Below are 26995 nucleotides of genomic sequence, written 5' to 3' on the forward strand. Positions count from 1 at the left end.
CGACAGGAGGCCCGCACGCTTCAGTCCGCGTAGAGCGTCTGACGCGACTCAAAACAAGATTTAAGCATCCGCCGGGGATACTTACCGGTCGGTCGTAGCCGGGAGCGGGATGCACGCAGACCGCCCACCCCGCGACCGAATCGAGGCGGTCGGCCCACTGTGGACCGACCGCGGAGATCCCTCCCGCGTCACAACGGGGGTGAGAGCGTGAACCGCACCTACGGCACCGCCGGCGTCGTCGCGGTGGTCCTCGTGGCCGCCGTCGCCGCGGTGTCGGCCGGCGGCGTCCCGCTCGGCGGCGACGGCCCCGCGAACGCGACCGACGCGCCCGGCGCGACGGATACACCCTCCGACGGCGCGGACGCCGGTGCCGCGACGATCGCCCGCGACGGCGCGCACCTCTCGCTAGAGGGCGCGCCGAACCAGACCGTCGCCGGCGAGACGGATCTGGCGCCCGGGACCGAACTCGCGGTCCGGGTCGTCTCCGACGACGCCGCGAGTCCGTTCCTCGTCTCGCGGACGACGACCGTCGGCGAGGACGGCGCGTTCTCGGCGGCCATCGACCTCTCGGGCGTCTCCGACGACGCCACCGCGCGGGCGATCGTCGTCCGTGACGGCGCCGAACTCGCCAACGTGAGCGCCCGCGTCAGCGCCGTCGAGGGCGTCACGCCGACCGACGACGAGTCAGAGAGCGGGACGGCCTTCGACCGCGAGGGCGACCGGCTCACGCTCGCGGCGCACGAAAACGAGACGGTGCGCGGCGAGACCGACCTGTCGCCCGGGACCGACGTGACCGTCCGGCTCACGTCCTCGTCCGGCGCGTCGCCGTTCCTCGTCCAGCGGGCGGCGACCGTCGACGAGGACGGCCGGTTCGCCGCCGAGGTCGACCTCGTCGGCGTCGCCAACGGGTCGACCTTCGAGGCGACCGTCCGCCACGACGGCGAGTCGGTCGCGACCGCCGAGGGCGTCGTGATCGGCGGGGACAACGAGGTGTCGACGACCGACACGAGCGACGGCAACTGGACGAAAGTGCCCGTCGACGAGACGAGCCCGGTCGCCACGGAGAACCACAGCACGACCCTCGACTACGACGGCGACGCGCTGACGCTCGAATCCGCCGACAGGCAGACGATCGCCGGCGAGACGAACCTGTCGGCGGGCACCGAGGTGGAGCTTCGGATCAAGTCCACCACCGACACGAGCCCGTTCATCAAGTTCACCGCTGCGACCGTGACCGAGAGCGGCGAGTTCGACACCGCGGTGAACATGAGCGCGGTGTCGACCGGCTCGACCTTCGAAGTCGTCGTCCGCCACGACGGCGACACGGTCGCGGTCGCCGACGGCGAGGTGGTCGAGTAACGCCGGCCGCCCCGCTCGAACTGCTGTCAGGCTTCCGCGCTGCCGTTCCGTTCTTTCCCTTTGGGTGGCGGTACGCCGCCACTCGCGTTCCGCTTCGACGTACCCGTGCGCTACCCCGACGCCACGGTCACCGCCCGGCTCGCGGCCGGTCGCCAGTCGCTCGTGACCACCGGCCGGTTATCGGTCCGGGCGGTCGCTCGCACCACGTATAAATCGCTGGCCGTCGAAGGGCGACCAATCGCGATGTCTCGCACGACGATACCGGACCTCTACGAGAAGCACGAGGGCGGCGAGCCGCTGACGATGCTGACGGCCTACGACGCGCCCGTCGCCCGGCAGGTGGACGCGGCCGGCGTCGACATGATCCTCGTCGGCGACAGCGCCGGCGACAACCACCTCGGCTACGACGACACGCTGCCGGTCACGCTCGAGGAAGCGCTGTCGAACACCGCCGCGGTCGTCCGCGGGACCGAGGAGGCGTTCGTCGTCGCGGACCTGCCCTTCCTCACCTACGGCACGTCGATGGCCGAATCCGTCGAGAACGCCGGTCGCTTCCTCAAGGAGGCGGGCGCCGACGCCGTCAAGTTGGAGACGGCGCCCTACGGCGAGACGACGATCGAGATCGTCGACCGGCTGACCGAACTCGGCGTCCCCGTCCAGGGCCACGTCGGGCTGACGCCCCAGCGAAAGAACGAGATCGGCGGCGCGTACGTCCAGGGCCGCGACACCGACACCTCCTCGCCGGGCGAGGCGCTGGTGGAGACCGCACAGCGGCTGGCGGACGCGGGGGCGTTCTCGATCGTCCTCGAAACGGTCAGCGAGGGGGTCGCACGGGAGGTGACCGAGGCCGTGGACGTGCCGACGATCGGTATCGGGTCGGGCCGCTACGTCGACGGGCAGGTGCTCGTCGTCTCGGACGTGCTCGGGCTGGGCGGCGAGGAATACAGCCTCGCCAAGCAGTACGCGGACCTCGACTCGGAGATCCGCCGGGCCGTCGAGCAGTACGTCGAGGAGGTCGAGTCCGGGGAGTTCCCGACGCGGGACAACGCTTTCGACCCCGTCGACGAGGAGTGAGGCGCCCGTTCTCGACCGATGAGCAGAACGTGTCACGATCAGAACTATTTTGAGACTGTCCGGTGATAGCGCGACCCATGGTATTCGACAGGTCGCTCGAGTGCCCCCAGTGCGGAACCGAGTTCGAACAGCGCGAGGAACACGACGTGACGATCGACTACTGTCCGGACTGCGGCGGCGTCTGGCTCGACCCCGGCGAGCTCGGCGAACTGACCGGGTCGAAACACCGCAAACACGGGCACGGCCACTCCGACCGCGACATCGACATCGACCTCGACGAAGAAGAGGAGTACGAGGAAGAGGAGTACGAGGAGGAGGAGGGCGGGTTACTCGGCGCCGTGACCTCGGCGCTCGGCGGCGACGGAGACGAGGAGGAATGGGGCGAGGAGGAAGACGAGTGGGGCGACGAAGAGGAGTTCGGCGGGGGCGAAGAAGAGTTCTGACCGCCGCGCGGCGCGCCGTGCGACCCGGTCGACTCACCGGGCGACCGCCACCGCCGCGGACCGACTCCCAGCCCGAACCCCGCTGTGGCTGTTCCGAAACCACTATACCCTGGATTAGGTTAACCTAAAATATGGACGACGATACGAGCGATCCGCGATTGACGCGTCGGAAGTGTCTCGCCGGTGGGAGTGCCCTCTTCGGGAGCGCGCTGCTCGCGGGCTGTGCCGGGGGCGGCGACGAGACGCCGAGCGACGGGACGGCGACCGAGGGGTCGGCCGGCGGCGAGCCGGCGGAGTCGGCCACGGCGACGCCCGCGCCGACCGACGCGCCGACGGCGACCGCGACGGACGACGGCGGCTACAGCGCGACGCTCTCGCCGGTGGGCGAGGTGACGCTCGACTCCGAACCGGAGAGCGTCTTCACGATGTACAACCAGTTCGCGGACATGCTCGTCGCGCTCGGGTACGGCGACACGGTCAACTCGATGTTCGTCCCGGAGATGGCCGGGCCGACGATGAACCACTACTACGAGCGCCTCGACGGCGTCTCCTTCGACTGGGAGGGGCTCCCGAACCCCTTCGACGACTTCTCGAAGGAGTTCTTCTACGGACTCGAAAGCGACGTCCACCTCCTCGACCCCGCCTGGGCGACCACCCAGAGCAACTGGAGCCGGGACGACGTCGCGGAGATCACCGACTCCGTCGGCCCCTTCTTCGGGAACTTCTACAGCGGCACGCACGCCGCGCCCCCCGAGTCCTACGGCGAGGACTACCAGTACTACACGCTCTGGGAGCTGTTCGGGCGCGTCGCCGAGCTCTTCCGGGAGCGCGAGCGCTACGAGCAGCTCGCGGCCGTCCACAGCGACCTCGTCGCCACCATCGAGGCCGACCTCCCGCCGAAAGAGGAACGGCCGACCGCCGTGCGCGTCACGCTCGGCGACGGGCAGTTCTGGACGTACCACCTGAACCGGCCCGGCTTCTGGCTCGCCGATACCCGGCCGCTCGCCGCCGTCGACGCCTTCGACAGCGAGCAGTGGGACGGCCTGTGGGGCTCGGTCGGCTACGAGACGATGATCGAGGCCGACCCCGACGTGATCCTCCACCTCTGGGGGATGACGCCGCGCTACGACATGGCGAACGTCCGCGAGCAGCTCCGCTCGGACGACGTCGGCGCGGAGCTCTCCGCCGTGCAGAACGACCGCGTCTACGCACAGGGGATGCGCTACCAGGGGCCGCTGATGAACCTCTTCCAGATCGAGATGACCGCCAAACAGCTCTACCCCGATGTCTTCGGCGAGTGGCCCGGCTACGAGGACGGCGACCACTACCCCGAGCTCCCCGCCGAGGAACGGCTGTTCGACCGCGAGCGCGTCGCCGGCATCGTCACCGGGAACTGACGGCGCCACCCCGGCACTCCCGAGAGTCGACGCCGCCCGCCCCGCTCACGGGAACCGAACCGACCGCTCGTCGGTGTCGACCGCGACCCGACCGCCCATCGGCACCGGCGCCGTCGGGTTCGTGTGGCCGAAGTCGAGGTCGAAGACGACCGGTGCCCCGGTGTTGTACTCGCGGACCCACTCGCTGACCGCCGCGCGCTGGTTCTCGCGGTACTCGGTCCGCTCCTCGTCGGTCCGGTCGCTCTCGCGACTGCGGGTCTGCGGGCGACCGACGAGGACGGCGTCGAACCGCTCCAGCAGGCCGCGCTCGCCGAGGACGGTGAGTTTCCGCCGCACGTCCTCGGCGCTCGGCAGCTCCTCGGAGGTCTCCAGGGCGAGGACCGCCCCGTCCAGATCCGCGGGGTCGGGAACCGCGCGGTCGGCGGCCAGCAGCCAGGGCAGGACGGTGAGACAGCCGCCCCAGAGCCGGCCCGAGATTTCCTCGCCCTCGCGGGCGTCGGGCACGTCCCACCGCCAGCCCTCGTTGGCCTCGTACGCCGGCTCGGTCTCCCGGAAGTCGTCGCGGCCCCACTCGACGGTGTCGTCGGTCCACGCCTCGGCCGGTTCGAGTTCGCCCAGCGACTCCTCGAACAGCGCCCGGCGGAGGTACCGCTCGGTGTACTCGGGGAAGCTCCCGGGCGTCGCGACCTGATTCAGGAGTTGCCCGCCGTAGCACGAGACGACCCCGTGGGTCCACAGGTAGCTGGCGAGGCAGGTGTTGTCGCTCATGCCGAAGAATCGAGTGGGGTTCGCCCGCAGGATATCGGGGTCGAGGTGTCTCAGCACGCGGACCTGGTCGTCGCCGCCGATGGTCGCGAACGCGGCCGAGATCTCGGGGTCGCGGAACGCCTCGTGTACGTCCGCGGCGCGCATCTCCGGGCGCTCGCGAAGCTCGCCGGGGTCGGCCTCGGCGGTCCCGAAGACGACCGGGTCGAGGTCGAACCGGTCGCGCAGGCGTTCGAGCGCGAGGTCCAGCACGTCCGGGAACAGCGTCGCCGCGCCGCCGGAGGGCGCGATCACGGCCACCCGGTCGCCCGGCTCCGCGGGCGGGGGCGTGACGAACTCGGGGCTGCGGTCGTCGCCGTCGCTCATGCCCGGACAGTCGGGTGCCGTCGGAAAACCGTTTGCGACGCGGTGGGACGGGGTAGCACGACCTACCGGCCGCGACCGCGCCGGCCGGCGAACCAGGGGCGGTGCCACCACTGCCAGAGCCGCTTGGTGAGTCGCGTCACCGGGAACGGGCCGTGGCCGAGCAGCGTCATCGAGAACCCGACGGCGAGCGTGCCGAGGAAGGCGACGACGCCGGCGCCGGCCGACAGAACCCAGGGGCTCGCGGCGTCGACCCACGGGTCGGCTGAGATAAAGAGGACAGTGAGCGCGGCGACGACGGAGGGGACGAGGGCGTCGACGACGCTGAGGACGGCGACGCCGACGACGCGGAGGGCCTTCATGTGGATTCGATTCGGACCGTGTCAGTCGTCCGCGGAGACGGCGTCGGGGTCGGCGCCAGCGGCCCGGGCCGCGTCGTCCTCGATGCTGGGGGGGTACTTGCCGCGGTCGAGGACGAGATCCGACTGCGGGCGGGCCATGCAGGTCAGCGCGTAGTTCTCGGCCTCCTCTTCGGTGAACCCGCGGGCGGCCGGCTGGGTGACTTCGCCGGCCTCGATCTTCGCCGAACAGGCGAGACACATCCCCACGCGGCAGGAGTACTCCTGGGCGATGCCCTCCTCGATGCACCGGCTGAGGATGGTCTCCGTGTCCGAGACCGTGATCTCCTCGCCCGTCCCAGCGAACTCGACGGTGTACTCGGTCATGCCCCTCGATTCGACGCTCTCCACCTAAACTCTTTATGCCGGGCGGTGGACGACGCTCGGTCCCGTGTGGATTGTGGGTTCCGAGTCGTTCCCCGGGGAACGAACGGAGGCGGTCGCGACGCGCTCGGCGACAGGTTCAGAAGTACTCGTCGACGATGTCGCCGAGCGACTCGCTGTCGCGGTCGAAGGTGAAGACGAGGCCGGACCACTCGCGGACGGGGAAGTGGGCGACGACGACGGAGTCGTACCACCGGACGGTGGCGTCGAGCGTCCCGAAGTCGAACAGCGCGCCCTCCTGCGCGGGGTCGCCAAGTCCCTTCATGACGAGCGTCTCGACGCGCTCTTCGAGTTCGGCGTCGCTGAACTGCGCCGCGATGTCCTCCCGGAGGTAGACGACCTCGTGGTCGTCGCCCCCGTAGCGGACCGCCGCGCGGAGCGCGCCCTCGTCGCTCTCCCGTATCTGTTCGACGATCTCCCTGCCCTCCTCGCTGGCGTCGGCCAGGTCGGACTCGATGTCGTCGAGTTCCTCGTCGGGAGAGTCTGTCATGTCCGCTCGATGGGCGGCGACGGACATAAAGCCACCCCGCCGGGACTCGACCGCGATAGCGACGGCTCCGCGTACCCCCCGTCCCGAGACCGAACCACTCAAGCGCGATTCGGCCGATGGATCGGCCACAATGGGCACGCCGCTTCCCTCGCGCGCGGAGCAGGCCGAAGAAGTGATCGAACGGCTCTGGGAGGAGTACCCCGACGCCACGATCTCCCTGAACTTCTCGAACCGACTCGAGCTGCTCGTCGCCGTCGTGCTGTCGGCCCAGTGTACCGACGAGCGCGTCAACCAGGAGACCGAGGACCTCTTCGAGAAGTACCAGTCCGCCGAGGACTACGCCGAGGCGGACGTCGAGGAACTCTCCGAGGACATCGGGTCGATCACCTACCACAACAGCAAGGCCGACTACCTCAAGACCTCCGGGCGGATCATCGCCGACGAACACGACGGCGAGGTGCCGGACACGATGGAGGAGCTGACCGACCTGAAGGGCGTCGGCCGGAAGACCGCGAACGTCATCCTCCAGCACGGCTACGACCTGGTCGAGGGGATCGTCGTCGACACGCACGTCCAGCGGCTCTCCCGGCGGCTCGGGATCACCGAGGAAGAGCGTCCCCAGGCCATCGAGGAGGACCTGCTGCCGGTCGTCCCCGAGGAGGAGTGGAAGTGGTACACGCACCTGCTGATCAGCCACGGCCGAGCGGTGTGTACGGCGCGCAACCCCGACTGCGACGAGTGCGTCCTGGCGGATATCTGCCCGTCGGCGAAGGGCGATTCGGACGTGGACCTCGCGAGCGGCGAGCCCTGGGATTAGGTTGATCGGCTCTCTGCGGAGGTCGCCAGCGTACGGGTAACAAGTTGTCTGCGAGCCGGAGCGACGCGTCGTGGTACCGATTCGGTCTGCATTCGAACGCACGGCCCCACAGTTAGTCCCTCCATCGCAATGTCCTGCTGTGTACCGACCGCCTGTCCACCTCTCGCGTTTCGCGTGCTGTCACATCGGACCGATGGGTCAGACAGCGAGTGGACCGCAAGGACGGACAGTACTATTAGGCCGCGAGAACCAGCGTTTACGATGACCGAGTGGCGCGTTCCTCCGTGGCGCGAGTCCGGGGGACCATCCGTTCTCTCTGATATCGAGATACTCCGGAAGATGGCTGAGCAGGGGGTACTCTCCGTTCACACACTTTCTGAAGGTCGGAGATCGAAGAGTCAGATCCGGCTCCAGTGTCGGTATCTACGGAAGCTTGGTCTGGTAGAGAGGATGGGAAGCGAACTCTACGGTCTCACGGCCAGCGGTGAACGAGTCATCGACGGGTCGAGAGAGATGCCACAGTCGAACGGGTACTTCGACCTGCAGACGTTGTTAGACCTATCCGACAACCGCATCACTGACCTCTCTCTGTTGACCCAAGAGGATATCAAACAGATCAACTTCGACATTTACAGGGAAGTGAAGAACCCGGACGAAGAGACCGCGCACGAGTACTCGGTAGACGTGCGGGACGCTCGCAGGAAATCGCGGGAGGTGCTGTCGGCGAAACGATGGAAACTGGATCGAATCCTCCGAGAGTTTCCCCGGACAGAACCGATCACGTCCCAGTGTGCTCACTGGGTCGCTTCGCTCGTCTCCTTTCATCTATTCCCCGATGCCAATCATCGAACGGCGATGATCGCGTTGTATCGGCTCGCTCTCGCAAACGAGGTTGTCGGTGAGGACCATCGGTGGCCGGGTGACAAGACCGAAATCGGCAAAGCGGTGTTGCTCTCCAAATTCCATCGTCACCTATCTCCGGAGCGTAACTTCGAGCGACTCTGGAGACGGGATACACTATATTGGCACTGGTTCCAGTATTTCGAGTCCCTACTGTTCGGTGTTGAGTACCCCGCGTTGAACCATCACTCCGAGAAGGCCCTGCGTAAAAAACTGCAGCGAGTCAGAGACGAGTAGGAGGCTACTCCGAGTCGACAGTGCCCATCTTCACGTAGGCACTCTTTCGCTTTTCGACGTGCTTCTCGACTTTTTTCTCTAGTTCTTCCCGGTCCATGTCCGATCCTATCGGCGGAAGCGGTTTATATTTTGGCCAATCTTCTCCGGACGTTCCCGTCGGAAACAAACGGCGGTCCCATGGAGGGATCGAGCGGTTCAGGCGTTCACGTCTTCGAGGTGGCTCGAGACGACGACGCGGCCCTTGGGGGTGAGCGTCGGGCCGTCCTCGCCGTCGACGACGAGTTCGTCGTCCCGGAGGTCGTTGAGGACCATCGTCAGCTGACTGCTCTCCATGTCGAGGACGTTCGCCAGCGAGACGCCCGGGCCGGTCGAGTAGACGGCCACGAGCAGTTCGACCTGCTCCTCCGAGAGGGTCACGTCCTCCAGGTCGGCCATCAGATCGCTGTACTCCAGGCGGAGGTAGCGGCCGAGGATCGACATCTTGCGCGGGGACTCCAGGGCGGCCAGCGAGAGGTTCGACTGGCCGTTCGCCAGGTGCCGGACCGCCAGGACCGACCGCTCGCTGCCGTTGATCTCGCGGGACGTTCGCTCGAAGTCGGTGACCGTCGACAGGTCCACGTCGACGGTGTCGTCGGAGCGGCGGAAGCGGACGGTACCCGGTTTGAGGAACAACTTCGCGGGGGCGAACGCCTGGTCGGTGACGCGCCCGCCGACGCGGGCGGGGTGTTTGAGGGTCACGTCGGTGCCGTTGAGGACGGCCTTGAACAGGACCGTCGTGAACTTCTCGATCTTGTCGTCGTCGGCCTCGACGGCGGCGACCATGCGGTTGCCCCCCTTCTCGAAGGCGACCGTCACCGTCGAGTCGAAGAACTCGCCCAGGTCGTCGGGGACCTGACCGACGGCGATGTCGAAGATAGCGGACAGCGGGATGGTCACTTTCCCCTCGTCGCCGGCGAGGACCAGCCGCTTCTCGCTGAGGAGGATCCGCCCTTTCACCGGCTCGGCCCGGGACGAGGCCTCCGAATTGAAGGTGGCGACGAAGTCCGCGATGACTGATTCCGACATAGGCGGCGTTAGCAGTCCCTTTCGCCCCCCGAATATTGAGCGTTTCGTGCCAGTATCAACGGCGAGAACGGCCGATCCCGGTCGTTCGACCGGTTTCGGGGGCAGTTCCGGGCCGACAGCCCCGCTACGCGGCGTCCGCGTCCGGGTACCGCGGCCGGCGGGCGGAGTCGTCGCTCCCCTCGACGAACGGGAGCGCGACGCGGGTCGCGGGGCGCTCCTCGCCGTCGACGCGGACCGCGAGCGAGTCGCCGACGGCCGTCTCGCCGCTGTCGACGGCGGCCAGCGCGACGGGTTCGTCGCGGGTCGGGCTGACGGCGCCGCGGGTCACCTCGCCGACGGCGGCGTCGCCGGCGAACACCGCCGCGCCGGCCCCGGGGACGGCGCTCCCCGCGTCGGCCGCGCCGTCTTCGACGTCCGCGCCGACGACGAGACCGACGAACCGCCGGCTCGGCCGCCCGCGGTTCTCGACCCGGGAGACGACCTCCTGGCCGACGTAACAGCCCTTCTCGAAGTCCAGGGCGTTGCGGACGCCGCAGACGTTGGGGATCCGACCCGATAGCTCGGTCTCGAAGAGCGGGGTGCCGGCCTCCAGCGTCAGCGTCTCCCAGGTGCGATAGCCGAAGGGGGCGGCCGCGTTCCCGCGATTTTCGAGGGTGTCGAACACGTCGGCGGCCTCGCTCGCGGCGCAGACCACCTCGTAGCCCTCCTCGCCGGCCAGGCCGTCGTCGCGGATCACCGTGACACCGGCGTCGGCCATCGTCCCGCGGACGAAGGATAGGGTGCGGTCCGGCGAGGCGGCCTTGTTGAGGACGCTGGCGATCTTCTCGGTGGCCTGAGGGCCGTAGACGCCGAAGACGCCGAAGTCGTCGCTGGCGTCCGTTATCTCCACGTCCTGGATGAACGTCTTGGAGCGCCAGTCCTCGGCGACCCGCTCGTGCTCGGTCGGCGGGAGGAAGACGAGCAGGCGGTCGCCGGCGGCGGCGTTGTAGACGTACATGTCCGTCTCGATGGCCCCCTGGGGGTCCAGCAGGAGGGCGTAGCAGCCCTCGCCGTCCTCGTCGGGGACGCGGTTCGAGACGGCGTTGTCGACGAACGCGACGCGGTCGTCGCCCTCGACGGTGAGGACGCCGTAGCCCCGTTCCGTGACGCCGACGACGTTGCGGACGGCGGCGTGAGTCCGCTCGGGGCGGCCGTAGTGGGCCACCACCCGGCGGTCGCCGCGTTCCTCGAACGTCGCGCCGTGGTCCGCGTGGACCGACTCGATGACCGTCATTGCCCCGAGTTGGGGCCGGTGTCGGGTTACGTCTTGCGGAGCGGGGAACGGCCGGGGCTCGCGGCGGGTCGCGAGGGAGCCGGTCGCGTCACCGCGTCACCGCGCCACCGCGCCACCGCGCCACCGCGTCACCGCGTCGCGCCGGCGCGGTACTGCCCGTGGGCGACGCCGATCGCCAGACAGATCAGCCCGAAGACGACCATCGACGGCGCGACCATCATCAGGATCGTGTCCGTCCCCATCGGGATCGGCGCACCGACCAGTCCGCCCACGCCGACCGCGATCAGGACGGCGAACGCGGCGACCGTCTTCGGCAAGTCGAGTTCCATAGCGGCCGTTAGGAACGCTCTCAAATCAGCGTTGCGGGGATTCTCACCGCACCTCGTCGGTCGGCTCCGGGAACGATGGCTCCTCCCCCCACCGGTCGCCGTCCGGCGCCCCGGACGCCGGGCCCGCGGTCGACTCGACCCGCTTCAACACGACCTCGTGTTCGTCGGCGGCGTGGTCGTTGAAGAACCGCTGTACGTGCTCGCGGGCCGCGGCCGACCGCGACTCCCCGCACGTGTGGCAGCGACAGACGTACATGCTACTCGGCGTCGTCCCGCTCCCCGAGACGGACCTCCCGGTCGGAGCCGACCGTGACCAGCCGGCCTCGATACTCGAAGGTGACCGTCAGCGACTCGCCGCCGGAGTCGACGAGTCGGTCGAGCGCGTCCGGGTCCAGCGCCGTCCACAGCGGCGGCAGATCCGTCGGGTCCGCCCCGACGTCCGCCGCGACCGCCCTCACGACCTTCGTTGTCAACCTGTCGTCACCGTTCGACGGAGTTCCCGACCGCTCCTGCCGTATCATCACTCGGTGGGATGTCGTCCGTTACCAAAAAATAACACCCTCAACCATTAGGCAGTTGAGTTTCCTTTAAGATCGGTTTGGATATCTCAAATCGTCCCGCGTCAGTCGGTCTCCGCCGACGGTGACCGCTCGGCGAACCCGTCGTAGGGGCGGACGGCCCGCCGGCGGAGCAGTCGCTCGCTCTCGATGGTGAGGCCGAGGTCGACGAGTCGCTCGCTGATATCGGTGATCGCCTCGGAGTCGTCGGTGACCGCGAGGACCCGGAGGTTCTCCGAGGCGCTCAGGAACTCGTCGACGCTGACGACGCGGGGGAGTTCGAGCGCGCTGTCGGCGAGGTCGGCCCGGCGTTCGACCGGGGCGGTACAGGTGAAACTGATCCGGAGCGGAAAGCCCGCACGGCGGTAGTCCACGACCGGTTCGTAGCCGTCGACGACGCCGGCGGCTTCGAGACCGTCGATCCGGTTGCGGACGGTCTGTGCCGAGACGGGGAGTCGCTCGGCCATGTCCACCGGGGTCGTGTTCCGGGCGTCTTCCTGAAGGAGGTAGAGGACCGCGAAGTCGAGTTCGTCCAGATCGGCCATACTCGTAAGTGTCTCAGAGTTATCCGTGAAAGGGTTGTCGGACCGCTCGACGGCCCGGGACACCGGGGCCGGCCGACGCTCACCCGCGCAGCAGCGACTGCAGCTGGTCGAGCGAGAAGACGGTCGTCGGCCGGTCCATGTGGACGCCGATCTCGCCGGAGAACGCCCGGAGGCCGACCCGCTTGACCGGCTCGGGCAGCGAGTACGCCCGCCGGACCCAGTGGCCGAGTTCGATCTCGCGTTCGAGGTCGTCGCGCCACGCGGCCTCGTAGGCGGACAGCGTCGCCGGGTCGCGGGGGTCGACCTCCCGGGCGGCGTGGTCGGCGGCGGTCATGCCGTAGCGGATGCCGCCGCCGGTGAACGGCTTGGTCTGGGCGGCGGCGTCGCCGACGAGGAACGCCCGGCGGCTCGTCACCGAGTCGGGCGGGCCGACGGGGATCAGGCCCGAGCAGCGGCGGTCGGTCTCGACGCCGTAGTCGGCGGTGAAGCGGTCGAACCGCTCGCGCACGTCCGCGCTCGGCGGCGTCGCCAGGCCGTACTCCACGCCGGCCTCCCCGCGGGGGATGCGCCAGGCGAAGAAGTCGGGAACGGTGAGGTGAACGTCGACGAAGTCGCTCGCGTCGTCCTCGTCGCTGAACCCGAGGACGCCGTGCAGCAACTCGTCGGGCTCGGGCATGTCGAGTTCGCGCCGGACCCGGGATTTCGGCCCGTCGCAGCCGGCGACCATCCGCGCCTCGTGGGTCTCGACGCCGTCCGGTCCCCGTACCTCGATTTCGACGCGGTCGCGGAACTCGGAGACGCCGACGACGGTGTGGTGCTCCCGGAGGTCGACCCCCGCATCGCGGGCGGCGTCGGCGAGCTCCCGGTCCAGCCCGACCCGGTCGATGACGTTCGACACCTGCTCGTCCTTGTAGAAGGGGTAGGACGTGGCCGGGAACTCGCCGCCGTCGCGGTCGGAGGGGGCGCCCTCGTGGGCAGCGGCGCCGTCCGGTTCGGTGGTCGCGCGGCCGTCGCGGTCGGCGGGGACGCGGCCGTTCGGACGGGGGTCGCCCGGCGGGTCGCCGCGGGGAGAACCGAGGTGGAAGCGGGCGCCGTAGACGACGTTCTGCAGGAGACGGTCGCGGGCGCCATCCGGGGTGAACTCCCAGACGTCGGTGGAGACGTGGCCCGAGCAGGCCAGCGGCTCCCCGACCTCGCCCTGCTCGAAGGCGAGCACGTCGTACCCCCGCTCGGCGGCGCGACGGGCGAACCGCGAGCCGGCGGGGCCGCACCCGACGACGACGAAATCGTGCATACGACCCCTGTGGCGTGTCGCGATGAAATATCTTTCAGTCCCGCGTCCGCGGGCGGCGCTGACTCTCCGACCCGTACCGACGCTGTTTGCAGGTGTGTTTTTACCGAACTGTCCCTCACTCTCGGGCATGAGCGAGTATCGGCCGGGCGTCTGCAACATCGGGCGCGACGAGCGGCGCAAGCGACGGACGCTGGGTGCGGTCTCCTTCCTCGGGGCGGCGGCCTACGTCGGCGTCGTCCTCGGGACGGGCCGACCCGCCGGACTCCTGCTGGGGTCGTTCCCGCTGCTGTTCGGCGGGTTCATGGGCGTCGTCCAGGACCGGATGGGCTTCTGTGCGGGCTTCGGCGCGCTGGCCCGCTACGACCTCTCGGGGTCGGGCGGCGACTCCGGGTCGGTCGCCGATGCCGAAGCCGTGAAACGGGACCGGATCAAGGCGTTCCAGGTGGTCGCCGTCGCGGCGGCCGCCGCCGTCGTGACGACGATGGTCGTCTACGGCGTCGGGTCGGCGCTGTGAGCGGTCGGGCGCGGTTCGAGGCAGCCGGTCGGGTCACACCACGGCCAGCCCGCGCGGCGTCCGTGATTCGTACGCATCGGGCCACGCCAGGGGAAGCTCCTCCCACGACGCGCCGGTGTCGGCCGAGCGGTAGCACCCGCGGTTGTTGAGCGCGAACAGGACCGACCCGCCGGCGGCGGCGAACACCGACCGAACCGTGCCCTCGGGCTCGGGGAGGCCGTCCATCGCGAGGTGCCACTCCGTCGGCTCGTCCCGGCCGGCGTTCGCGGTGCGGTAGACGTACGCCTCGGCGGTCGAGACGCTGTGTGCGCTCCGGGCGCCGCTGGCGGCGGAGACGACGACGGTGTCGGGGTCGGCCCGCGGGACGGCCAGCCCCCAGACGTAGCCGTGGTCGAGCCCGTCCGTCGGGTAGGCCCAGGTGTCGCCGCCGTCCTCGGACTGGGCGTAGCCGTCGCCGGCGGCGGTGTAGAGTCGGCCCTCCGCGTCGGGGTGAGTCGCGAGGGTGTGGTTGTCGTAGCGGGCGCCCTCGGGGCGGTCACGCCAGAAGTCGGCGCCGTCCGCGCCCTCGGCCGCCGCGGCCCCGAGCGCGTCGTCGGTCCGCACGAGCGCGCCGGCCTCGATGGCGACGTACAGCCGCTCGGGGTCGTGCGGGTCGGGTTCCAGCCAGCGGACGTGATGGGTGTGCGGTCGCGGCGGGAACGACCACTCCGACTCGGAGGGGAGGGCGGTCAGCGGCGCGAGCGCCTCCCACGAGTCGCCGCCGTCGGTCGAGCGGTAGACGGCCGAAGGCTCGGTGCCGGCCCACACGGTGTCGGGGTCGTGTGGGCTGACAGCCAGTGAGGTGACGCGGTCGTCGATACCCGGGGCGACTCGCTCCCAGGTGTCACCGCCGTCGCCGGTGCGGTGGATCCCGGACTCGACGGTGCCGACGAACGCGCGGTCCGGTCGCTCCGGGCTCGCGGCGACGCACTGGAAGTCGCGGCCGGCGAGGCGTTCGGCGGCGGTCCACTCACCGGCGGTGACCGGGTCGTCCCCGTCGGCGGTCGAGTCGGGAGCGTCCCCGCGGACGACGAGCACGCGGTCGCCGAGCGCGGCGTAGGCGGTCGTGTCGGTCATACCCGATCGGACGGGCGCGACGGTCTTAACCGCTCGCTGAAATCGAGTTCGGCGGACCGCGGCGAGCGGACGGACGGGGTCCGCCCTCGGTCGCCCCGCGTCCGGAGCGGGCGCCGAAACCCGGGTCTCGCCGCCCGCCGTCAGCGCGAGGTCCCGTCCCAGACGGACAGGTCCGCGACGGTCTCGACGGCGTCGCCGCGGGTCACCGTCGCCCAGAGCCCGTCGAACGGCGGCCGGTCCACGTCCTCGACGGTCTCGACGGCGTCGCCGCGGGTCACCGTCGCCCAGAGCCCGTCGAACGGCGGCCGGTCCACGTCCTCGACGGTCGTCTGTCCGTCCCACGCGTCGAGACGCCGCTCGGTCGCCGACCCGGCCGCGTTCGCGCCCTCGGGACCGTCGACGGCCGCGCCGGTCGAGCCGTCGTCGACATCGCCGAGACCGTCGAGGGCGTCGCCAGCGCCGCCCCCGTTCAGGTCCGGTTCGCCGCCGTCGTCACCTGCTCCCGGAGTACCGCCGTCGGCGTCGCCACCGGCGACCTCGTCGTCGTCCGGCGGTGCCAGCCCGCCGCCGGACGCGGCCGGGGCCTCGTCGCCGGCCGAGGGCGAGGCGCCGTCTCCCGGTGCGTCCAGGTCTCCCAGTCCGCCCGGGTCGCTGTCGCCCTCGCCGGAGCCGACCGGCGGGTCGTCCCCCAGCATGTCCGCGTCCGAGCCGGACTCAGGTGCATCCGGGCCGGATTCGGCCGCGTCCTCGACCCCGAGTTTCGCCCGGAGGTCGTCGCCGTCGAGGACGGTCACGTCGTGGCCCGCGGCGGCCGCCTCCGCGACGCCGCCGGCGCCGACGGACAGGCAGACCGCCGAGTCGGCGCCGGTCTTCCCGGCGAGCGCGTCGAGCTGTTCCAGCTGGGCCGAGTCGACGGCTCGCTCGCCCGCGACCCAGACGATCTCGCCGCGCACCTCGCCGTCGACCCGCCGCTTCGCGAAGACGAACACGTGCGAGCCGTGTTCCTTGACCGTCGTCCGGTAGCCGTCGGCGGCCCACGCGTCGGCAGCGAGGCCGGCGAGGTCGGCGTCACTCGCGCCGGTCAGGTCCGCGGGGTCGACGGAGTCGTCACCGGACCCCTCGGCTGACTCGTCGGGCGGGTCGGGGTCAGCGGCCATCGGTGTGGGCGCTCACCCGTTCGCGGGTCGATTCGTCGACGAGGGTGTAGCTGTTCTCGGCGGCCACGTCGTCGAGCCGCTCGACGAAGTCCTCGAAGTCGGCGGCCAGGCGGTCCTCGGCGAAGTACACCGAGTGTTTCGCGCCGAGCGTGACGAGCAGCTCCGTCGAGGACTCGGCGGCCGAGACGGCGGGCTCGTGGTGGACGACGCCCTCGCCGGGGGGTTCGCCGTCGTGGACCGCCGCCGTCGGCGTGTAGACGGTTCCCTCCTCGATGCAGTACAGTTCGGCCCACTGGCGGGTCCGGCGGACGTAGTCGTAGAGGAAGGCGACCGCACCGACCAGCAACAGCGGGACGCCGGCCACCCGCGGGCCGGTGACGAGCAGCGAGACGCCGACGGCGACCAGCGACAGGCTGGCGGTCGTGAGGTTGACCACCTCGGCCATCGGCGAGTCGTCGGGTAACGGACTCAGCGACGACTCGAACGGGCGCTTGCGCACCTTGAAGCCGCCCTTCGAGAGGTAGACCTCCTCGTCGAACGCGGCCGCGGAGCCGCCCCGGCCGGGCGAGGTGTCGCTGGTCGGCACGTAGCCCAGGTCCTCCGTGATCTGCCGGAGGTGGACGTGAAAGGAGTGCAGCGAGAACAGGTCGGGGATGCGGACCGACACGCGGTGGGTGTAGTCGGCGGCGACCTCCTCGCCGTCGGTCCGCGAGGTCACCACGATCGCGAGTCCCCCCAGGATCGCGACGATCCACAGCGCGGTCACGACGGCGCCGAACTCGCCGCTCAGCCCCTCGGCGTCCCCGAAGGCGACCGAGACGATCAGGGCGACCGTCCCGGCGACGGTCAGCGCGACCCCCAGCGACCGACGCAGTCGGATCCAGTTGAGCCGTTTCCAGTTGGTCGCCTCGATTATCTCGTAGCGGTTCAGCGGGACGGTCCGCGACCCGCCCAGTACGCCGCCGACGCCGTCGCCGCGCCCGCCGAGCAGCCGCCCGACCGTCCCGCGGTCGATCAGGTAGAGGACGACCGCGAGGACGACCAGCGGCACCGCGAGGTCGACCAGCGCCGTCACCCAGCCCGGCCTGCTGGCGAACCGGCTCGTCGGCGGCGGGAGTATCCGTCCCAGCAGCCCGAACCCGATACCCGCGAGCCCCGAGAGCACGGCGCCCGTTCGTGCGAGTCCCATCTCGGGTGGGTCACTCGCCTGTCAGTAGTTATAGCTGTCCGCGCAGGTTTCAGATGTGATAGCCGTGCGGTCGCGAACGCTTTTATCGGATCGGGAGACCACCCTCGACCGTGCGACGAACCTATTGCATTGCAACGCGTTGCAACGCGCATGGAGAACGTCACGACGCGCATGAGTGACGAGGAACTCGATCTGGTGGAGCGGCTGGCCGACGCCAGCGGTGAGAGCCGGAGCGAAGCCGTCCGGAAGGCCGTGCGTCGGGGGGCACAGGAGGAGCTGGTCCGACTGGCGCTCCAGCGGTATCGGGAGGGGGAGGTCGGAATGCGCGGCGCGGCCGACCTGGCGGGCCTGACCATCGGGGAGATGATGGCCGAGGCCAACGACCGGGGCGTCCTCTCGAACTACGACGAGGCCGACTTGGCCGACGACGTGGACGCGCTGCGATGAGCGGCGACGACGGCGAGGGAGCGGAACGGACGCTCCTCGTCGACGCGAGCGCCTTCATCGCGCTGGCGGCCGTGGACGCCGTCGACCTGCTGGTCGGGATGGATGGAAGCGTCGTCGTCCCGCTGCGAGTTGCCGACGAACTCGTCGACGAGCGGTCCCGGCGCGCCCTGAACGACGCCCGCGAAAACGGGTCCGCGAACGTCAGCCGCGCTACCGGTCACCTGGAATCGGCGCGGACGCACTTGGGAACCGATGGCGAGTCGGGGGACGCGGGACTGCTCGCCCACGCGCTGGGAACCGACGATCCGGTCGTCGTAGTGACCGACGACAAACCGCTCCGGCAGACGTGCAAGACGCTCTCGGTCCCGGTCTCGGGGTCGATCGGCGTCGTGATCCGCGCCGTCGAGCGCGGTGCCGTCGACGGTGCGGAAGCGAAAGAACTGGTGTACGCGATGGACGAGGTCGGCGCGCGCCTGAGCGCGAGTCTGGTTAAAAGGGCAGAACGGCTGATCGACGACGCCGCCAGCGACGCTTAGTCGTCGTCGGCGCGCGGGGCCTGCTCGGCCTCGCCGTCGGCGTCGGCGGTGACGACGCGGTCGCCCCGCGGCCCCTCCATGTCCACGTCGGGCAGCAGGTCCCGGAGGTACTTCCCGGTGTACGAGCCCTCGGTCCGGGCCACGTCCTCCGGCGTCCCTTCGGCGACGAGCTGACCGCCCGCTTCGCCGCCCTCGGGGCCGAGGTCGACGATGTGGTCGGCGTTCTTCACGAGGTCGAGCTCGTGCTCGATGACGACGACGGTGTTGCCGTCGTCGGTGAGCCGGTGGAGCACGTCGATGAGCTTGCGCTCGTCGTGGGGGTGCAGCCCCGTGGTCGGCTCGTCGAGGAGATACAGCGTCTCGCCGGAGTCCTTCTTGCCCAGTTCTTCGGCGAGCTTGACGCGCTGGGCCTCACCACCGGAGAGCGTCGTCGAGGGCTGGCCGAGCTGCATGTAGTCCAGCCCCACGTCCTTCAGGAGTTTCAGCCGGCGACGGATCTGACTGTGGCCCTCGAAGAAGTCGTAGGCCTCGTCGATGCTCATGTCGAGCACGTCGGCGATGGTGGCGTCCTTGTAGGTCACGTCCAGCGTCTCGCGGTTGTAGCGGGCGCCGCCACAGGCCTCGCAGGGCACCTGCACGTCCGAGAGGAAGTTCATCTCGATGGTGACCGTACCTTGTCCGCCACACTCCTCACAGCGACCGCCTTTGACGTTGAAGGAGAAGCGGCCCTTCTCGTAGCCGCGCTGTTTGGCGAGGTTCGTCTCCGCGAACAGTTCGCGGATGTGGTCGAAGACGTTGGTGTAGGTCGCGGGGTTCGAGCGGGGCGTCCGGCCGATGGGCGACTGGTCGATGAGTCGCACCGTTTCGATGGCGTCGAGGCCGGAGAGGCCGTCGTGCTCGCCGGGGTTCACGTCGGAGTTGCCGTGCATCTCGCGAGCGAGCGCCTTGTAGAGCACGTCGTGCATCAGCGTCGACTTGCCCGAGCCGGAGACGCCCGTGATGGCGGTGAAACAGCCGATCGGGAGGTCCACGTCGAGGTCCTTGAGGTTGTGCTGGCGGGCGCCCTCGACGGTGAGGTTGCCGTCGGGGTCGCGCCGGTCGGCGGGGACCGGGATGGCTTTCTCGCCGGAGAGGTAGTCGCCGGTGGTGGATTCGTCCGTGTCGATCACCTCGTCGAAGTCGCCGTTGACGACGATCTCGCCGCCGCGTTTCCCGGGGCCGGGCCCCATGTCGATGATGTTGTCCGCCCGCCGCATCGTCTCGGTGTCGTGTTCGACCACGAGGAGGGTGTTGCCGAGGTCGCGCAGTTCGGCGAGCGTGTTCAGCAGGCGGTCGTTGTCGCGCTGGTGCAGGCCGATGGAGGGCTCGTCGAGGACGTAGAGGACGCCGACGAGGCCGCTCCCGATCTGGGTGGCGAGGCGGATGCGCTGGCTCTCGCCGCCCGAGAGCGTTGCGGCCTCCCGGTCGAGGGTCAGGTACTCCAGTCCCACTTCGCACATGAACCCGAGCCGCGCCCTGATCTCCTTGAGGATCTCCTCGGCGATCTTCGTGTCGCGGGGGCCGAGAGCGCGTTCGAGGTTCTCGAAGTGCTCCAGGGCGTCGCCGATCGAGAGCCGGTTGACCTCGGTGATCGCGGTGCCGTCGACGAGGACGGCTCTCGACTCGGCCTTCAGGCGGGTGCCGTCACAGGCGGGACACCGGGTGGTCGCCATGTACTCCTCGATGTGCTCGCGGGCGCGGTCGGAGTCGGTCTCGACGTGGCGGCGTTCGAGGTTCGGGATGACGCCCTCGAAGCGCTCGGTCTTCTCGCGGGTGCCGTTCTTGGTGCGCCACTCGAAGTGGACCCGCGAGTCCGTGCCGTAGAGGAACTGTCGTCGGATCGACTCGTCCAGATCCTCGAAGGGAGTGTCGAGCGGGACGCCGAAGTGCTCGGCGACGTTGTCCAGCTGTCGGGAGTAGTAGGTGCGGTCGTAGCTCCAGGGCTCGAAGACGTGTTTCAGCGGCTTCGAGGCGTCCTGAATCACGAGGTCCTCGCTGACCTCCTTGGTCTCGCCGAGGCCCTCGCACTCCGGGCAGGCGCCGTAGGGGCTGTTGAACGAGAAGGAGCGGGTCTCGATCTCGCTGATGTCGACGTTGCAGTGGGTGCAGGCGAGGTCCTCGGAGAATTCGACGACGAGGCGGTCGTCGGTCGCGTCGCCGTCCTCGTTGTCGCCGTCACCGGCGTCGTCGGCGCCCAGATCGCCCACCGACCGCGACTCGGCGCCCCCGAGTTCCACGTCCTCGCGCGGGTCGGGGACGGCGACTTTGATGACGCCGTCGCTCTCCTCCAGCGCCGTCTCGACGGAGTCCGTAATTCGGGAGCGGGCCTCCGGGCTCACTTCGATCCGGTCGACGACCACGTCGATGGTGTGGTCGTAGTTCTCGTCCAGTTCCGGGCGGTCGAGCGAGAGGTCGTGCTGTTCGCCGTCGACTTCGACGCGGGCGTACCCCTCGGCGACGAGGTCGTCGAACAGATCCTCGAAGGCGCCCTTCTGGTCGCGGACGACCGGCGCGAGGACCTTCGCGCGGGTTCCCTCCGGGAGTTCGAGCACGCGGTCGACCATGTGCTGAGCCGACTGCTCGCCGACCTCGCGGCCGCACTCCGGGCAGTGTGGCGTGCCGACGCGGGCGTACAGCAGGCGGAGGTAGTCGTGGAGTTCGGTGACGGTGCCGACGGTCGAGCGGGGGTTGTTCGCGGCGTTCTTCTGGTCGATGGAGATCGCCGGCGAGAGCCCCTCGACGTTCTCGACTTTCGGCTTGTCCATCTGCCCGAGGAAGTTCCGGGCGTAGGCCGACAGCGACTCGATGTATCGCCGTTGCCCTTCGGCGTAGACGGTGTCGAACGCGAGCGAGGACTTCCCCGACCCCGACAGCCCCGTGACGACCGTCAGTTCCTCCCGCGGTATCGTTACGTCGACGTCCTTGAGGTTGTGTTCCTCTGCCCCGCGGACCTCGATGACGTCTTTGCTCATCTATCCTTCGTCAGGGCTCGGTGGTGTGAAACACTGTCGGTTTCGCGGTCCGGTCGAGCCGCCCGATCGGCCCCCCGATTCGGCCGCTGCGTTCGCCCGGATCCGCGCGACGACGCGGTCCGCTTCGCCGTCGGCGACGACGAACACCCGCGGCTCCTCGCGCCCGAGCGCCAGGACGAGGTCCGCGGCCGAGCGACCGCGCCGCTCCCCGTCGACCACGGCCGCCGAGACGGTTCGACCGACCTACTGACGCTGAAATTTAAATACCAGGGGTGGAACAGTTAGGGCGCACATGGCTGGGAGCTACGACATCGCGGGGATCGAACTGGGAGACGACAGCTACACGGTCGAACAGTCGCTGATCCGGAACAAGTACAAGGCGATGGACGCGGCGGGCAACGTCGTGCTGCGCGGGAAACAGAAGATGCTGAAGATGAAAGAGGAGTTCCCGTTCACGGACGGGAACGACAACGAGGTGTTCACCGTCAAGGCCGGCGGCATCATCGACGTGGCCGGCAACTACGTCCTCTCGGACGCCCAGACGGGCGAGGACCTGGTCATCCTCGACAACGACTACTCGCTGCTGCAGGACACCTGGAAGATCCGCGACGCGCGCGACGAGTCGAAGCTCGCGGAGATCAACTCCCGCGGGGCGCTCGTGACCCTCGCCCGGAACGTCGTCCCGTTCGGCGGGTGGATCCCGCACAAGTACGAGATCACCGACCTCGACGGCAACCACGTCGGTTCGATCGACGGGCAGCTCTCGCTGAAGGACCGCTACGAGGTCACGATCGACGACGCCAGCAGCGTCCCGAAAGAGCCCGTCGTCGCCGCGGCGATGGTCATCGACGCGATCCAGGGCAACTGACGCCGCGTTCGTCGGGTTCGAGGTCCGCCGCGGCCGGCCGGGCACGGTGGACGACCCCGCCGAGCGGCGCGGCCGGGCGACCGCTCGTCGGTCCGGTCCCGTCGGGACTCACTCCGGGTCGGCGTCGCGCTTCCACTCGCGTTCCTGACGGCGCTCGGCGACGTGGTGGCGGCCGTCGGCCAGGTCCCTCCGGGCGCGGTCGGCCAGTCCGCTCACGTCGGCCATGAACTCGTGTTCGAACGACGCCAGCACGTCGTAGGACCAGCGATCTTCGTCGACGACGCCGCGGGGGAGGTGGCTGTCGCGGATCTCGTCGGCGAGGTCCGTGTGGCCGCTCTCGCGGAGCAGCGCCTCGGCCGATTCGAGGTGCTCCATCGCGTGGCCGGTGTTGTGGTGAAAGGCGACGAGCTTGCCGTGGGCTCGCCGGAGCCACTCGACTCCGAGTTCGACCTCGTGGAGCGCCTCGACTTCCCGGTCGGTCAGGTCGTCGCCCGGTCGGTCGTCGTCGATAGCCATGCGATCGTCTAGCAACCGCGCGGAGAAAGGGCTGTCGCCGCCCGTCTCAGGCGTAGGCGGCGAACTCCTCGCCGAAGACGAGGAAGTACGCGACCCCGACGATCCCCACGACGGTGGCGACGGAGAAGGCCAGCTCCGGGCCGGCGGTCAGCGTCTCCAGCGGGCCGGCGGGCAACTCGACCGTCCAGGCGCTGTCGTAGAGGTAGCCGCCCAGCGCGGCGCTGGGGATGACGATGGCGTTCCGGAGGAGGTAGTACGCGCCCGTCACGCGGCCGCCGGCGTCGCGCTCGGCGGGGCCGACGATGAGCGCCTTGTGGGAAGGGAGGCCGGCGAACCGCAGCCCGGAGAACGCGAACAGGGCGGTGACGACCAGCGGGTCGGCCGGGGCGAAGATCAGGAGGGCGGGGAAGACCGCGTAGACGGCGAACCCGAGCGCGACGACGGGCTTGAGGCCGACGCGCTCGGCGGCGATGGCGGCGGGCGCCATCGAGACGAGCGCGACGACCATCTCGACGCCCAGCAGGACGCCGAAGAAGACGGCGGGGTTGAGGTAGAACCCGAACAGGGTGGCATCGAGCTCCCAGATACGGGTGATCACGAGGACGAAAAAGCCGTACACCATCCCGTTGGCGAAGCGAACGAGCGTGTCGGCGACCAGCAGCGGGCGGAGCACCTCGGGCAACTCGGCGAGGTCGCTCCGGATCTGGGCGACGCCTTCGAACTCCGTGCCGAAGGAGTCGGCGTCGGCCTCGTAGCTGACGTGCTGGATCGCCGTGGCGACGACGCCGAAGACGACGGCGACGCCCAGCACGTACAGGAAGCCGGGGAGGATGGCCGACTCGGTGCCGCCGCCGACGAGGAAGAGGAGGCCGGCCGCCAGCAGCGGGCCGATCAGGAAGGCGCTCCGGCGGAACGTCTCCGTGCTGGCGAACCCGCGGGCCAGCCGGTCGTCGGGCACGCTCTGCTTGACGATGGCGAAGGTCGCGCCCAGCCCGAACGACTTCCAGGCCTGCGCCAGGACGAGCCCGACGAAGATCCAGAGCCAGGGTTCGAGGACGACCGCCCCGAGGTCGACGGGCCCGACCAGCGGCGCGACCAGCCAGAACAGGAACCCGAGCGTCGACAGCAGGCCGAACAGCGTCAGGGCGTACCGGGATCCGACGCGGTCGGAGAAGACGCCGCCGGCGTAGGGGTAGACCGCGCTGATGACGTTGCCAAAGGAGCCGTAGAGACCGACGACGAAGGGGGAGGCGCCGAGGACGACCAGGTACTCCGAGAGGTAGCGGCCGGTCATCTGGAAGCCGAGGCTGAAGGCGAACATCGCCAGCGAGAGGACGAGCACGTCCCGCTCCAGCGAGACGAACTGCCGCACCGTCGACCGGACGCTCGGCGACTCCGTTGCCATGGTCGGAGGTTCACTCCCCCCGACCTAAACCTCGCCGACGCGGCGACGATTTCCGGTTTCCGCTCCCCTGCGGGACGTTCTCGACAGATCGGCTATATAGTCCGTCGGGACGGGTCCGCGCCGGTCCGGTGTCGGTCGCCGCGCCGGCCGGGGCCGACGGTCACTCGCCGCGACGCCGCGCGAGCAGGGCACCGACGAGGAGCGCGACGAGCGCGCCCGCGACGCCGACGCCCGGCCCCAGTCCGCCGGCGGTTTCGGTCGGCGTCCCGGCGACCGTGGGCGAGGCGGTCGCCGTCCCCGTCGCGGTCGCGGTCGCCGCGCCGCCCGACCCGACGCCCTCGACGGTGATCTCGGCCGTTCGTCCGTCCGCTTCGGCCGAGATCGTGACGTTCCCGGCGCTCTCGATCCGGACGCTGCGGACGCCGTCGCCGTCGGTCTCGCCGACGGACGCGCCCGCTCGGCTGACCGACGCGTTGGGGACGGGGTTGCCGTACTCGTCGGTGACGGTCACCCGGACCGACTCGCCGACGACCACCCGGTCGTTGTCGGCGCGGAGACTGATAGCGGGGGTCCGCTGGATGGTCGCGTTCAGCGTGGTCTCCGACTCCCGGACGCTGAGCCGCTCGGTGACCGAGTCGTACCCGGGCTTGGTGACCGTGACCTCGTAGTCGCTGTTGACGGGGACGCTCACGCTGACGGTTCCGGTCCCCTGGGTGGTCACGTCGGCGACGCCCGGGACGGTGACGATCGCGTTCGTCACCGCCCGCGGCGGGTCGAAGTGGTCGTCGCTGACGGCGAACGTGACCAGCACCGACTCCTGGCGGATCCCCATCCGCTGGCTGACCTCCCCGTCGACGGTCAGCGTCGTCCGGTTGCGCAGGTACCCCTCCTTGAACGTGACGAGCGTGTAGTTGCCCTGCTCGATCTCGGGCGTCGTGAACGTCCCGTCGGCGGCCGTCCGCTCGTTGAGGACCGGCTGACCGTCGTGGAACATGCGGACGATGGCGTTACCGACCGGGCCGCTCGCCCCCTCGACCGTGACCGTCGCCCGGCCGGCCTGGGCGACCTCGATCGTCACGTCGCCCTCGCTGGCGTTCTCGACGACGTAGGGCTGGTTTCGGACGTAGTGAGGGTGGTCGACCCTGATGGTCACGTCGGCGCCCTCGGCCACGTCGACGAACGCCTTGCCGTTGCCGGCGGTGGTGCGGTTGACCGGTCCCCCGTCGTCCCACGTGGCCGACAGCTCCGCGTTACTAAGCGGGTTCCCCCCCCTCGTCGACGACGGTGACGGTGAGTGTGACGCTGTCCGACGACTGCGCGCCGACGCCCCCGACGAACGACGCGCTGGCGACGAACACCGCGAACGCGATCGTGATCGCCTTCGTGCGTGCCCGTGACATAGCTGGACCCTCGGCTGGCCACCTCATATCTCTGTCGGCATCTCACCGTCGTCCCGTCCGGCGCATCCGCGGGCGCCCGACCGCCGGGCCGTCCCGCCCGCCGCGCCCGCTCGGCGGCGAAGCCGAGGTCGGCGACCGCCGTCGAGGCCCGGTCAGCGACCGCCGTCGAGGTCCGCGGCCAGCGACTCGACCTCTCCGCGGCTCGCGGTCGTCATCGCGCCGGGGATCGTCCGCGCCAGCGTCGCGCTCGCGACGCCGTAGGTCAGCGCCTCGCTCGCGCCCGCCCCCGAGAGCACCCGTTCGAGGAAGGCGCCGGTGAACGCCTCGTGCTGGCCCGCCGGGTCGACCGCGTCGACCTCGATCCCGTCCTGCTCGTGGATCACGCCGTCGCTGCAGACCAGCGCCCCGCGTTCGCTCCGCGTGATCACGACCGTGTCGAACGACCGTTTGGAGGCGATGGCGTGGGCGAACTTCCGGGGTTCGTCGGTCCGGTCGAATATCGCCCGGGCCTGGTCCTCATTGGCTATCAGCACGTCGACGGCGTCGAACACCCCGTCCATCGTCTCACGGGCCGCCTCGACCGACCAGAGACCGGGCTGGAAGTCCAGGTCCATCGCGACGAGGCCGTTGCCCGCCGCCCGGAGGACCGCCTCGGCGGTCTCGACGATGTCGCCCGACAGCGAGAGCGTGCTCCCGGCGACGAAGGTGGCGTCGGCGCGCTGGACCCGGTCCATCGGCAACTCGCCGGGCGTCACCGACGCCGCGGCGGCCCGATCCCGGTCCTGGAGCAGCCGGTCCGCCCGCGGCGTCGGCCCCTGCTCGGCGAACTGGAGGCCCTGCCGGCCCTCCTCGGCCCAGGCGATCTCCGTGTCGACGCCGTGGGCGTGCAGCGTCCGCTCGACCCGCCGGCCCAGCGGCGAGTCCGGCAGTTTCGACAGCCACGTCGCGTCGGTCCCCATCGCGCTGGCCGCCGCCGCGACGTTGCTCTCCGTGCCCGATACCCGCATCCGCACGTCCTCGGCGGTCTCCAGCCGTTCCTCGCCGACCGGCGACAGCCGCAACGAGGTCTCGCCGAACGTCACCAGCTCTGTCATACCCCTCCGATCGGTAGCATCCGGTTTAGTTCATTTGGCGTTCGCCGGTGTT

30 protein-coding genes are annotated in these 26995 nt (G+C 69.9%); 10 read left to right on the plus strand and 20 right to left on the minus strand.

The genetic code is table 11. The annotated features are described in order from the left end of the window. The first annotated feature begins 207 nt into the window (after positions 1-207). The 4 genes from HZS54_RS25200 to HZS54_RS25215 all read left to right on the plus strand — a co-directional run bounded on the left by HZS54_RS25200 (position 208) and on the right by HZS54_RS25215 (position 4273). A complete protein-coding gene (locus HZS54_RS25200; protein WP_179919816.1) occupies positions 208-1359 on the plus strand; it encodes a BGTF surface domain-containing protein in 1152 nt (383 codons plus the stop codon). Between the two features lie 243 nt (positions 1360-1602). Further along, complete coding sequence (gene panB / locus HZS54_RS25205) at positions 1603-2433, plus strand: 3-methyl-2-oxobutanoate hydroxymethyltransferase (RefSeq protein ID WP_179919817.1); 831 nt, start codon at positions 1603-1605, stop codon at positions 2431-2433. A 77-nt stretch (positions 2434-2510) separates the two neighbouring features. Continuing rightward, a complete protein-coding gene (locus HZS54_RS25210) occupies positions 2511-2876 on the plus strand; it encodes a TFIIB-type zinc ribbon-containing protein (protein WP_179919818.1) in 366 nt (121 codons plus the stop codon). Positions 2877-3007: 131 nt separating this feature from the next. Continuing rightward, on the plus strand, positions 3008-4273 hold the full coding sequence (locus HZS54_RS25215; RefSeq protein ID WP_179919819.1) for an ABC transporter substrate-binding protein: 1266 nt from the start codon (positions 3008-3010) through the stop codon (positions 4271-4273). A gap of 45 nt (positions 4274-4318) precedes the next feature. Here the strand turns inward: HZS54_RS25215 and HZS54_RS25220 are convergent, their stop codons facing one another. From HZS54_RS25220 to HZS54_RS25235, 4 genes are all read right to left on the minus strand, one after another. Next, complete coding sequence (locus tag HZS54_RS25220) at positions 4319-5404, minus strand: S66 family peptidase (RefSeq protein ID WP_179919820.1); 1086 nt, start codon at positions 5402-5404, stop codon at positions 4319-4321. Positions 5405-5466: 62 nt separating this feature from the next. Then, positions 5467-5763, minus strand: a complete 297-nt coding sequence (locus HZS54_RS25225; protein ID WP_179919821.1) for a hypothetical protein — start codon at positions 5761-5763, stop codon at positions 5467-5469. Positions 5764-5784: 21 nt separating this feature from the next. Continuing rightward, a complete protein-coding gene (locus tag HZS54_RS25230; RefSeq protein WP_179919822.1) occupies positions 5785-6126 on the minus strand; it encodes a 2Fe-2S iron-sulfur cluster-binding protein in 342 nt (113 codons plus the stop codon). 136 nt (positions 6127-6262) lie between these two features. Further along, the gene (locus tag HZS54_RS25235; protein WP_179919823.1) at positions 6263-6673 is read right to left on the minus strand and encodes a DUF7522 family protein; all 411 of its coding nucleotides are present in this window, start codon (positions 6671-6673) and stop codon (positions 6263-6265) included. Between the two features lie 130 nt (positions 6674-6803). Here HZS54_RS25235 and nth point away from each other — a divergent pair, with 130 nt between their 5' ends. Then, complete coding sequence (gene nth, locus HZS54_RS25240; RefSeq protein WP_179919824.1) at positions 6804-7490, plus strand: endonuclease III; 687 nt, start codon at positions 6804-6806, stop codon at positions 7488-7490. Positions 7491-7751: 261 nt separating this feature from the next. Continuing rightward, positions 7752-8627: a Fic family protein gene (locus tag HZS54_RS25245; protein ID WP_179919825.1), complete on the plus strand. Its 876-nt coding sequence runs from the start codon at positions 7752-7754 to the stop codon at positions 8625-8627. Between the two features lie 195 nt (positions 8628-8822). Here the strand turns inward: HZS54_RS25245 and HZS54_RS25250 are convergent, their stop codons facing one another. The 7 genes from HZS54_RS25250 to HZS54_RS25280 all read right to left on the minus strand — a co-directional run bounded on the left by HZS54_RS25250 (position 8823) and on the right by HZS54_RS25280 (position 13690). Then, the gene (locus HZS54_RS25250) at positions 8823-9692 is read right to left on the minus strand and encodes a CheF family chemotaxis protein (RefSeq protein ID WP_179919826.1); all 870 of its coding nucleotides are present in this window, start codon (positions 9690-9692) and stop codon (positions 8823-8825) included. A gap of 124 nt (positions 9693-9816) precedes the next feature. After that, the gene (gene ygfZ / locus HZS54_RS25255; RefSeq protein WP_179919827.1) at positions 9817-10965 is read right to left on the minus strand and encodes a CAF17-like 4Fe-4S cluster assembly/insertion protein YgfZ; all 1149 of its coding nucleotides are present in this window, start codon (positions 10963-10965) and stop codon (positions 9817-9819) included. Between the two features lie 128 nt (positions 10966-11093). After that, complete coding sequence (locus HZS54_RS25260) at positions 11094-11294, minus strand: DUF7333 family protein (protein WP_179919828.1); 201 nt, start codon at positions 11292-11294, stop codon at positions 11094-11096. Positions 11295-11337: 43 nt separating this feature from the next. Continuing rightward, positions 11338-11550 (minus strand): hypothetical protein, encoded by a 213-nt coding sequence (locus tag HZS54_RS25265; RefSeq protein ID WP_179919829.1) that lies wholly within the window; start codon positions 11548-11550, stop codon positions 11338-11340. Between the two features lies 1 nt (position 11551). Then, on the minus strand, positions 11552-11815 hold the full coding sequence (locus HZS54_RS25270; protein WP_179919830.1) for a HalOD1 output domain-containing protein: 264 nt from the start codon (positions 11813-11815) through the stop codon (positions 11552-11554). Positions 11816-11916: 101 nt separating this feature from the next. Beyond that, a complete protein-coding gene (locus tag HZS54_RS25275; protein ID WP_179919831.1) occupies positions 11917-12396 on the minus strand; it encodes an Lrp/AsnC family transcriptional regulator in 480 nt (159 codons plus the stop codon). Between the two features lie 79 nt (positions 12397-12475). Then, positions 12476-13690: an FAD-dependent oxidoreductase gene (locus HZS54_RS25280; RefSeq protein ID WP_179919832.1), complete on the minus strand. Its 1215-nt coding sequence runs from the start codon at positions 13688-13690 to the stop codon at positions 12476-12478. A gap of 127 nt (positions 13691-13817) precedes the next feature. Between HZS54_RS25280 and HZS54_RS25285 the strand changes: the two genes are divergently transcribed. Next, entirely contained in the window at positions 13818-14204 is a 387-nt protein-coding gene (locus HZS54_RS25285) for a hypothetical protein (protein WP_179919833.1), read from the plus strand. 33 nt (positions 14205-14237) lie between these two features. Here HZS54_RS25285 and HZS54_RS25290 read toward each other — a convergent pair whose 3' ends face one another. From HZS54_RS25290 to HZS54_RS25300, 3 genes are all read right to left on the minus strand, one after another. Continuing rightward, positions 14238-15320, minus strand: coding sequence for a WD40/YVTN/BNR-like repeat-containing protein (locus HZS54_RS25290; protein WP_179919834.1), 1083 nt, complete (start codon positions 15318-15320; stop codon positions 14238-14240). A 140-nt stretch (positions 15321-15460) separates the two neighbouring features. Further along, a complete protein-coding gene (locus tag HZS54_RS25295) occupies positions 15461-16477 on the minus strand; it encodes an ICP22 family protein (protein WP_179919835.1) in 1017 nt (338 codons plus the stop codon). Continuing rightward, a complete protein-coding gene (locus HZS54_RS25300; RefSeq protein ID WP_179919836.1) occupies positions 16467-17666 on the minus strand; it encodes a hypothetical protein in 1200 nt (399 codons plus the stop codon). Before HZS54_RS25300 ends, HZS54_RS25295 begins: the two co-directional genes overlap by 11 nt. Positions 17667-17816: 150 nt before the next feature. On the opposite strand from HZS54_RS25300, the gene HZS54_RS25305 reads away from it, so the two are divergent. Together HZS54_RS25305 and HZS54_RS25310 are read left to right on the plus strand one after the other, a co-directional pair. Next, complete coding sequence (locus HZS54_RS25305) at positions 17817-18113, plus strand: UPF0175 family protein (protein ID WP_179919837.1); 297 nt, start codon at positions 17817-17819, stop codon at positions 18111-18113. Then, the gene (locus tag HZS54_RS25310) at positions 18110-18649 is read left to right on the plus strand and encodes a PIN domain-containing protein (protein ID WP_179919838.1); all 540 of its coding nucleotides are present in this window, start codon (positions 18110-18112) and stop codon (positions 18647-18649) included. The genes HZS54_RS25305 and HZS54_RS25310 overlap by 4 nt, the downstream gene beginning before the upstream one ends. On the opposite strand, the gene uvrA is transcribed toward HZS54_RS25310, so the two are convergent. Further along, entirely contained in the window at positions 18646-21660 is a 3015-nt protein-coding gene (gene uvrA / locus HZS54_RS25315; RefSeq protein WP_179919839.1) for an excinuclease ABC subunit UvrA, read from the minus strand. The genes HZS54_RS25310 and uvrA overlap by 4 nt on opposite strands. A 292-nt stretch (positions 21661-21952) precedes the next feature. Here uvrA and HZS54_RS25320 point away from each other — a divergent pair, with 292 nt between their 5' ends. Next, entirely contained in the window at positions 21953-22528 is a 576-nt protein-coding gene (locus HZS54_RS25320) for an LURP-one-related/scramblase family protein (RefSeq protein WP_179919840.1), read from the plus strand. Between the two features lie 108 nt (positions 22529-22636). Here HZS54_RS25320 and HZS54_RS25325 read toward each other — a convergent pair whose 3' ends face one another. From HZS54_RS25325 to HZS54_RS25345, 5 genes are all read right to left on the minus strand, one after another. Further along, positions 22637-23044, minus strand: a complete 408-nt coding sequence (locus tag HZS54_RS25325) for a hypothetical protein (RefSeq protein ID WP_179919841.1) — start codon at positions 23042-23044, stop codon at positions 22637-22639. Between the two features lie 46 nt (positions 23045-23090). Further along, the gene (locus HZS54_RS25330; RefSeq protein WP_179919842.1) at positions 23091-24449 is read right to left on the minus strand and encodes an MFS transporter; all 1359 of its coding nucleotides are present in this window, start codon (positions 24447-24449) and stop codon (positions 23091-23093) included. A 160-nt stretch (positions 24450-24609) separates the two neighbouring features. Then, the gene (locus tag HZS54_RS25335) at positions 24610-25620 is read right to left on the minus strand and encodes an Ig-like domain-containing protein (protein ID WP_179919843.1); all 1011 of its coding nucleotides are present in this window, start codon (positions 25618-25620) and stop codon (positions 24610-24612) included. An 82-nt stretch (positions 25621-25702) separates the two neighbouring features. After that, on the minus strand, positions 25703-25849 hold the full coding sequence (locus tag HZS54_RS25340; RefSeq protein WP_179919844.1) for a hypothetical protein: 147 nt from the start codon (positions 25847-25849) through the stop codon (positions 25703-25705). Between the two features lie 152 nt (positions 25850-26001). Further along, a complete protein-coding gene (locus HZS54_RS25345) occupies positions 26002-26943 on the minus strand; it encodes a sugar kinase (protein WP_179919845.1) in 942 nt (313 codons plus the stop codon). Positions 26944-26995: the final 52 nt, after the last annotated feature.

The sequence above is a fragment of the Halosimplex pelagicum genome (genome assembly GCF_013415905.1).
In the GTDB taxonomy this organism is placed as follows: domain Archaea; phylum Halobacteriota; class Halobacteria; order Halobacteriales; family Haloarculaceae; genus Halosimplex; species Halosimplex pelagicum.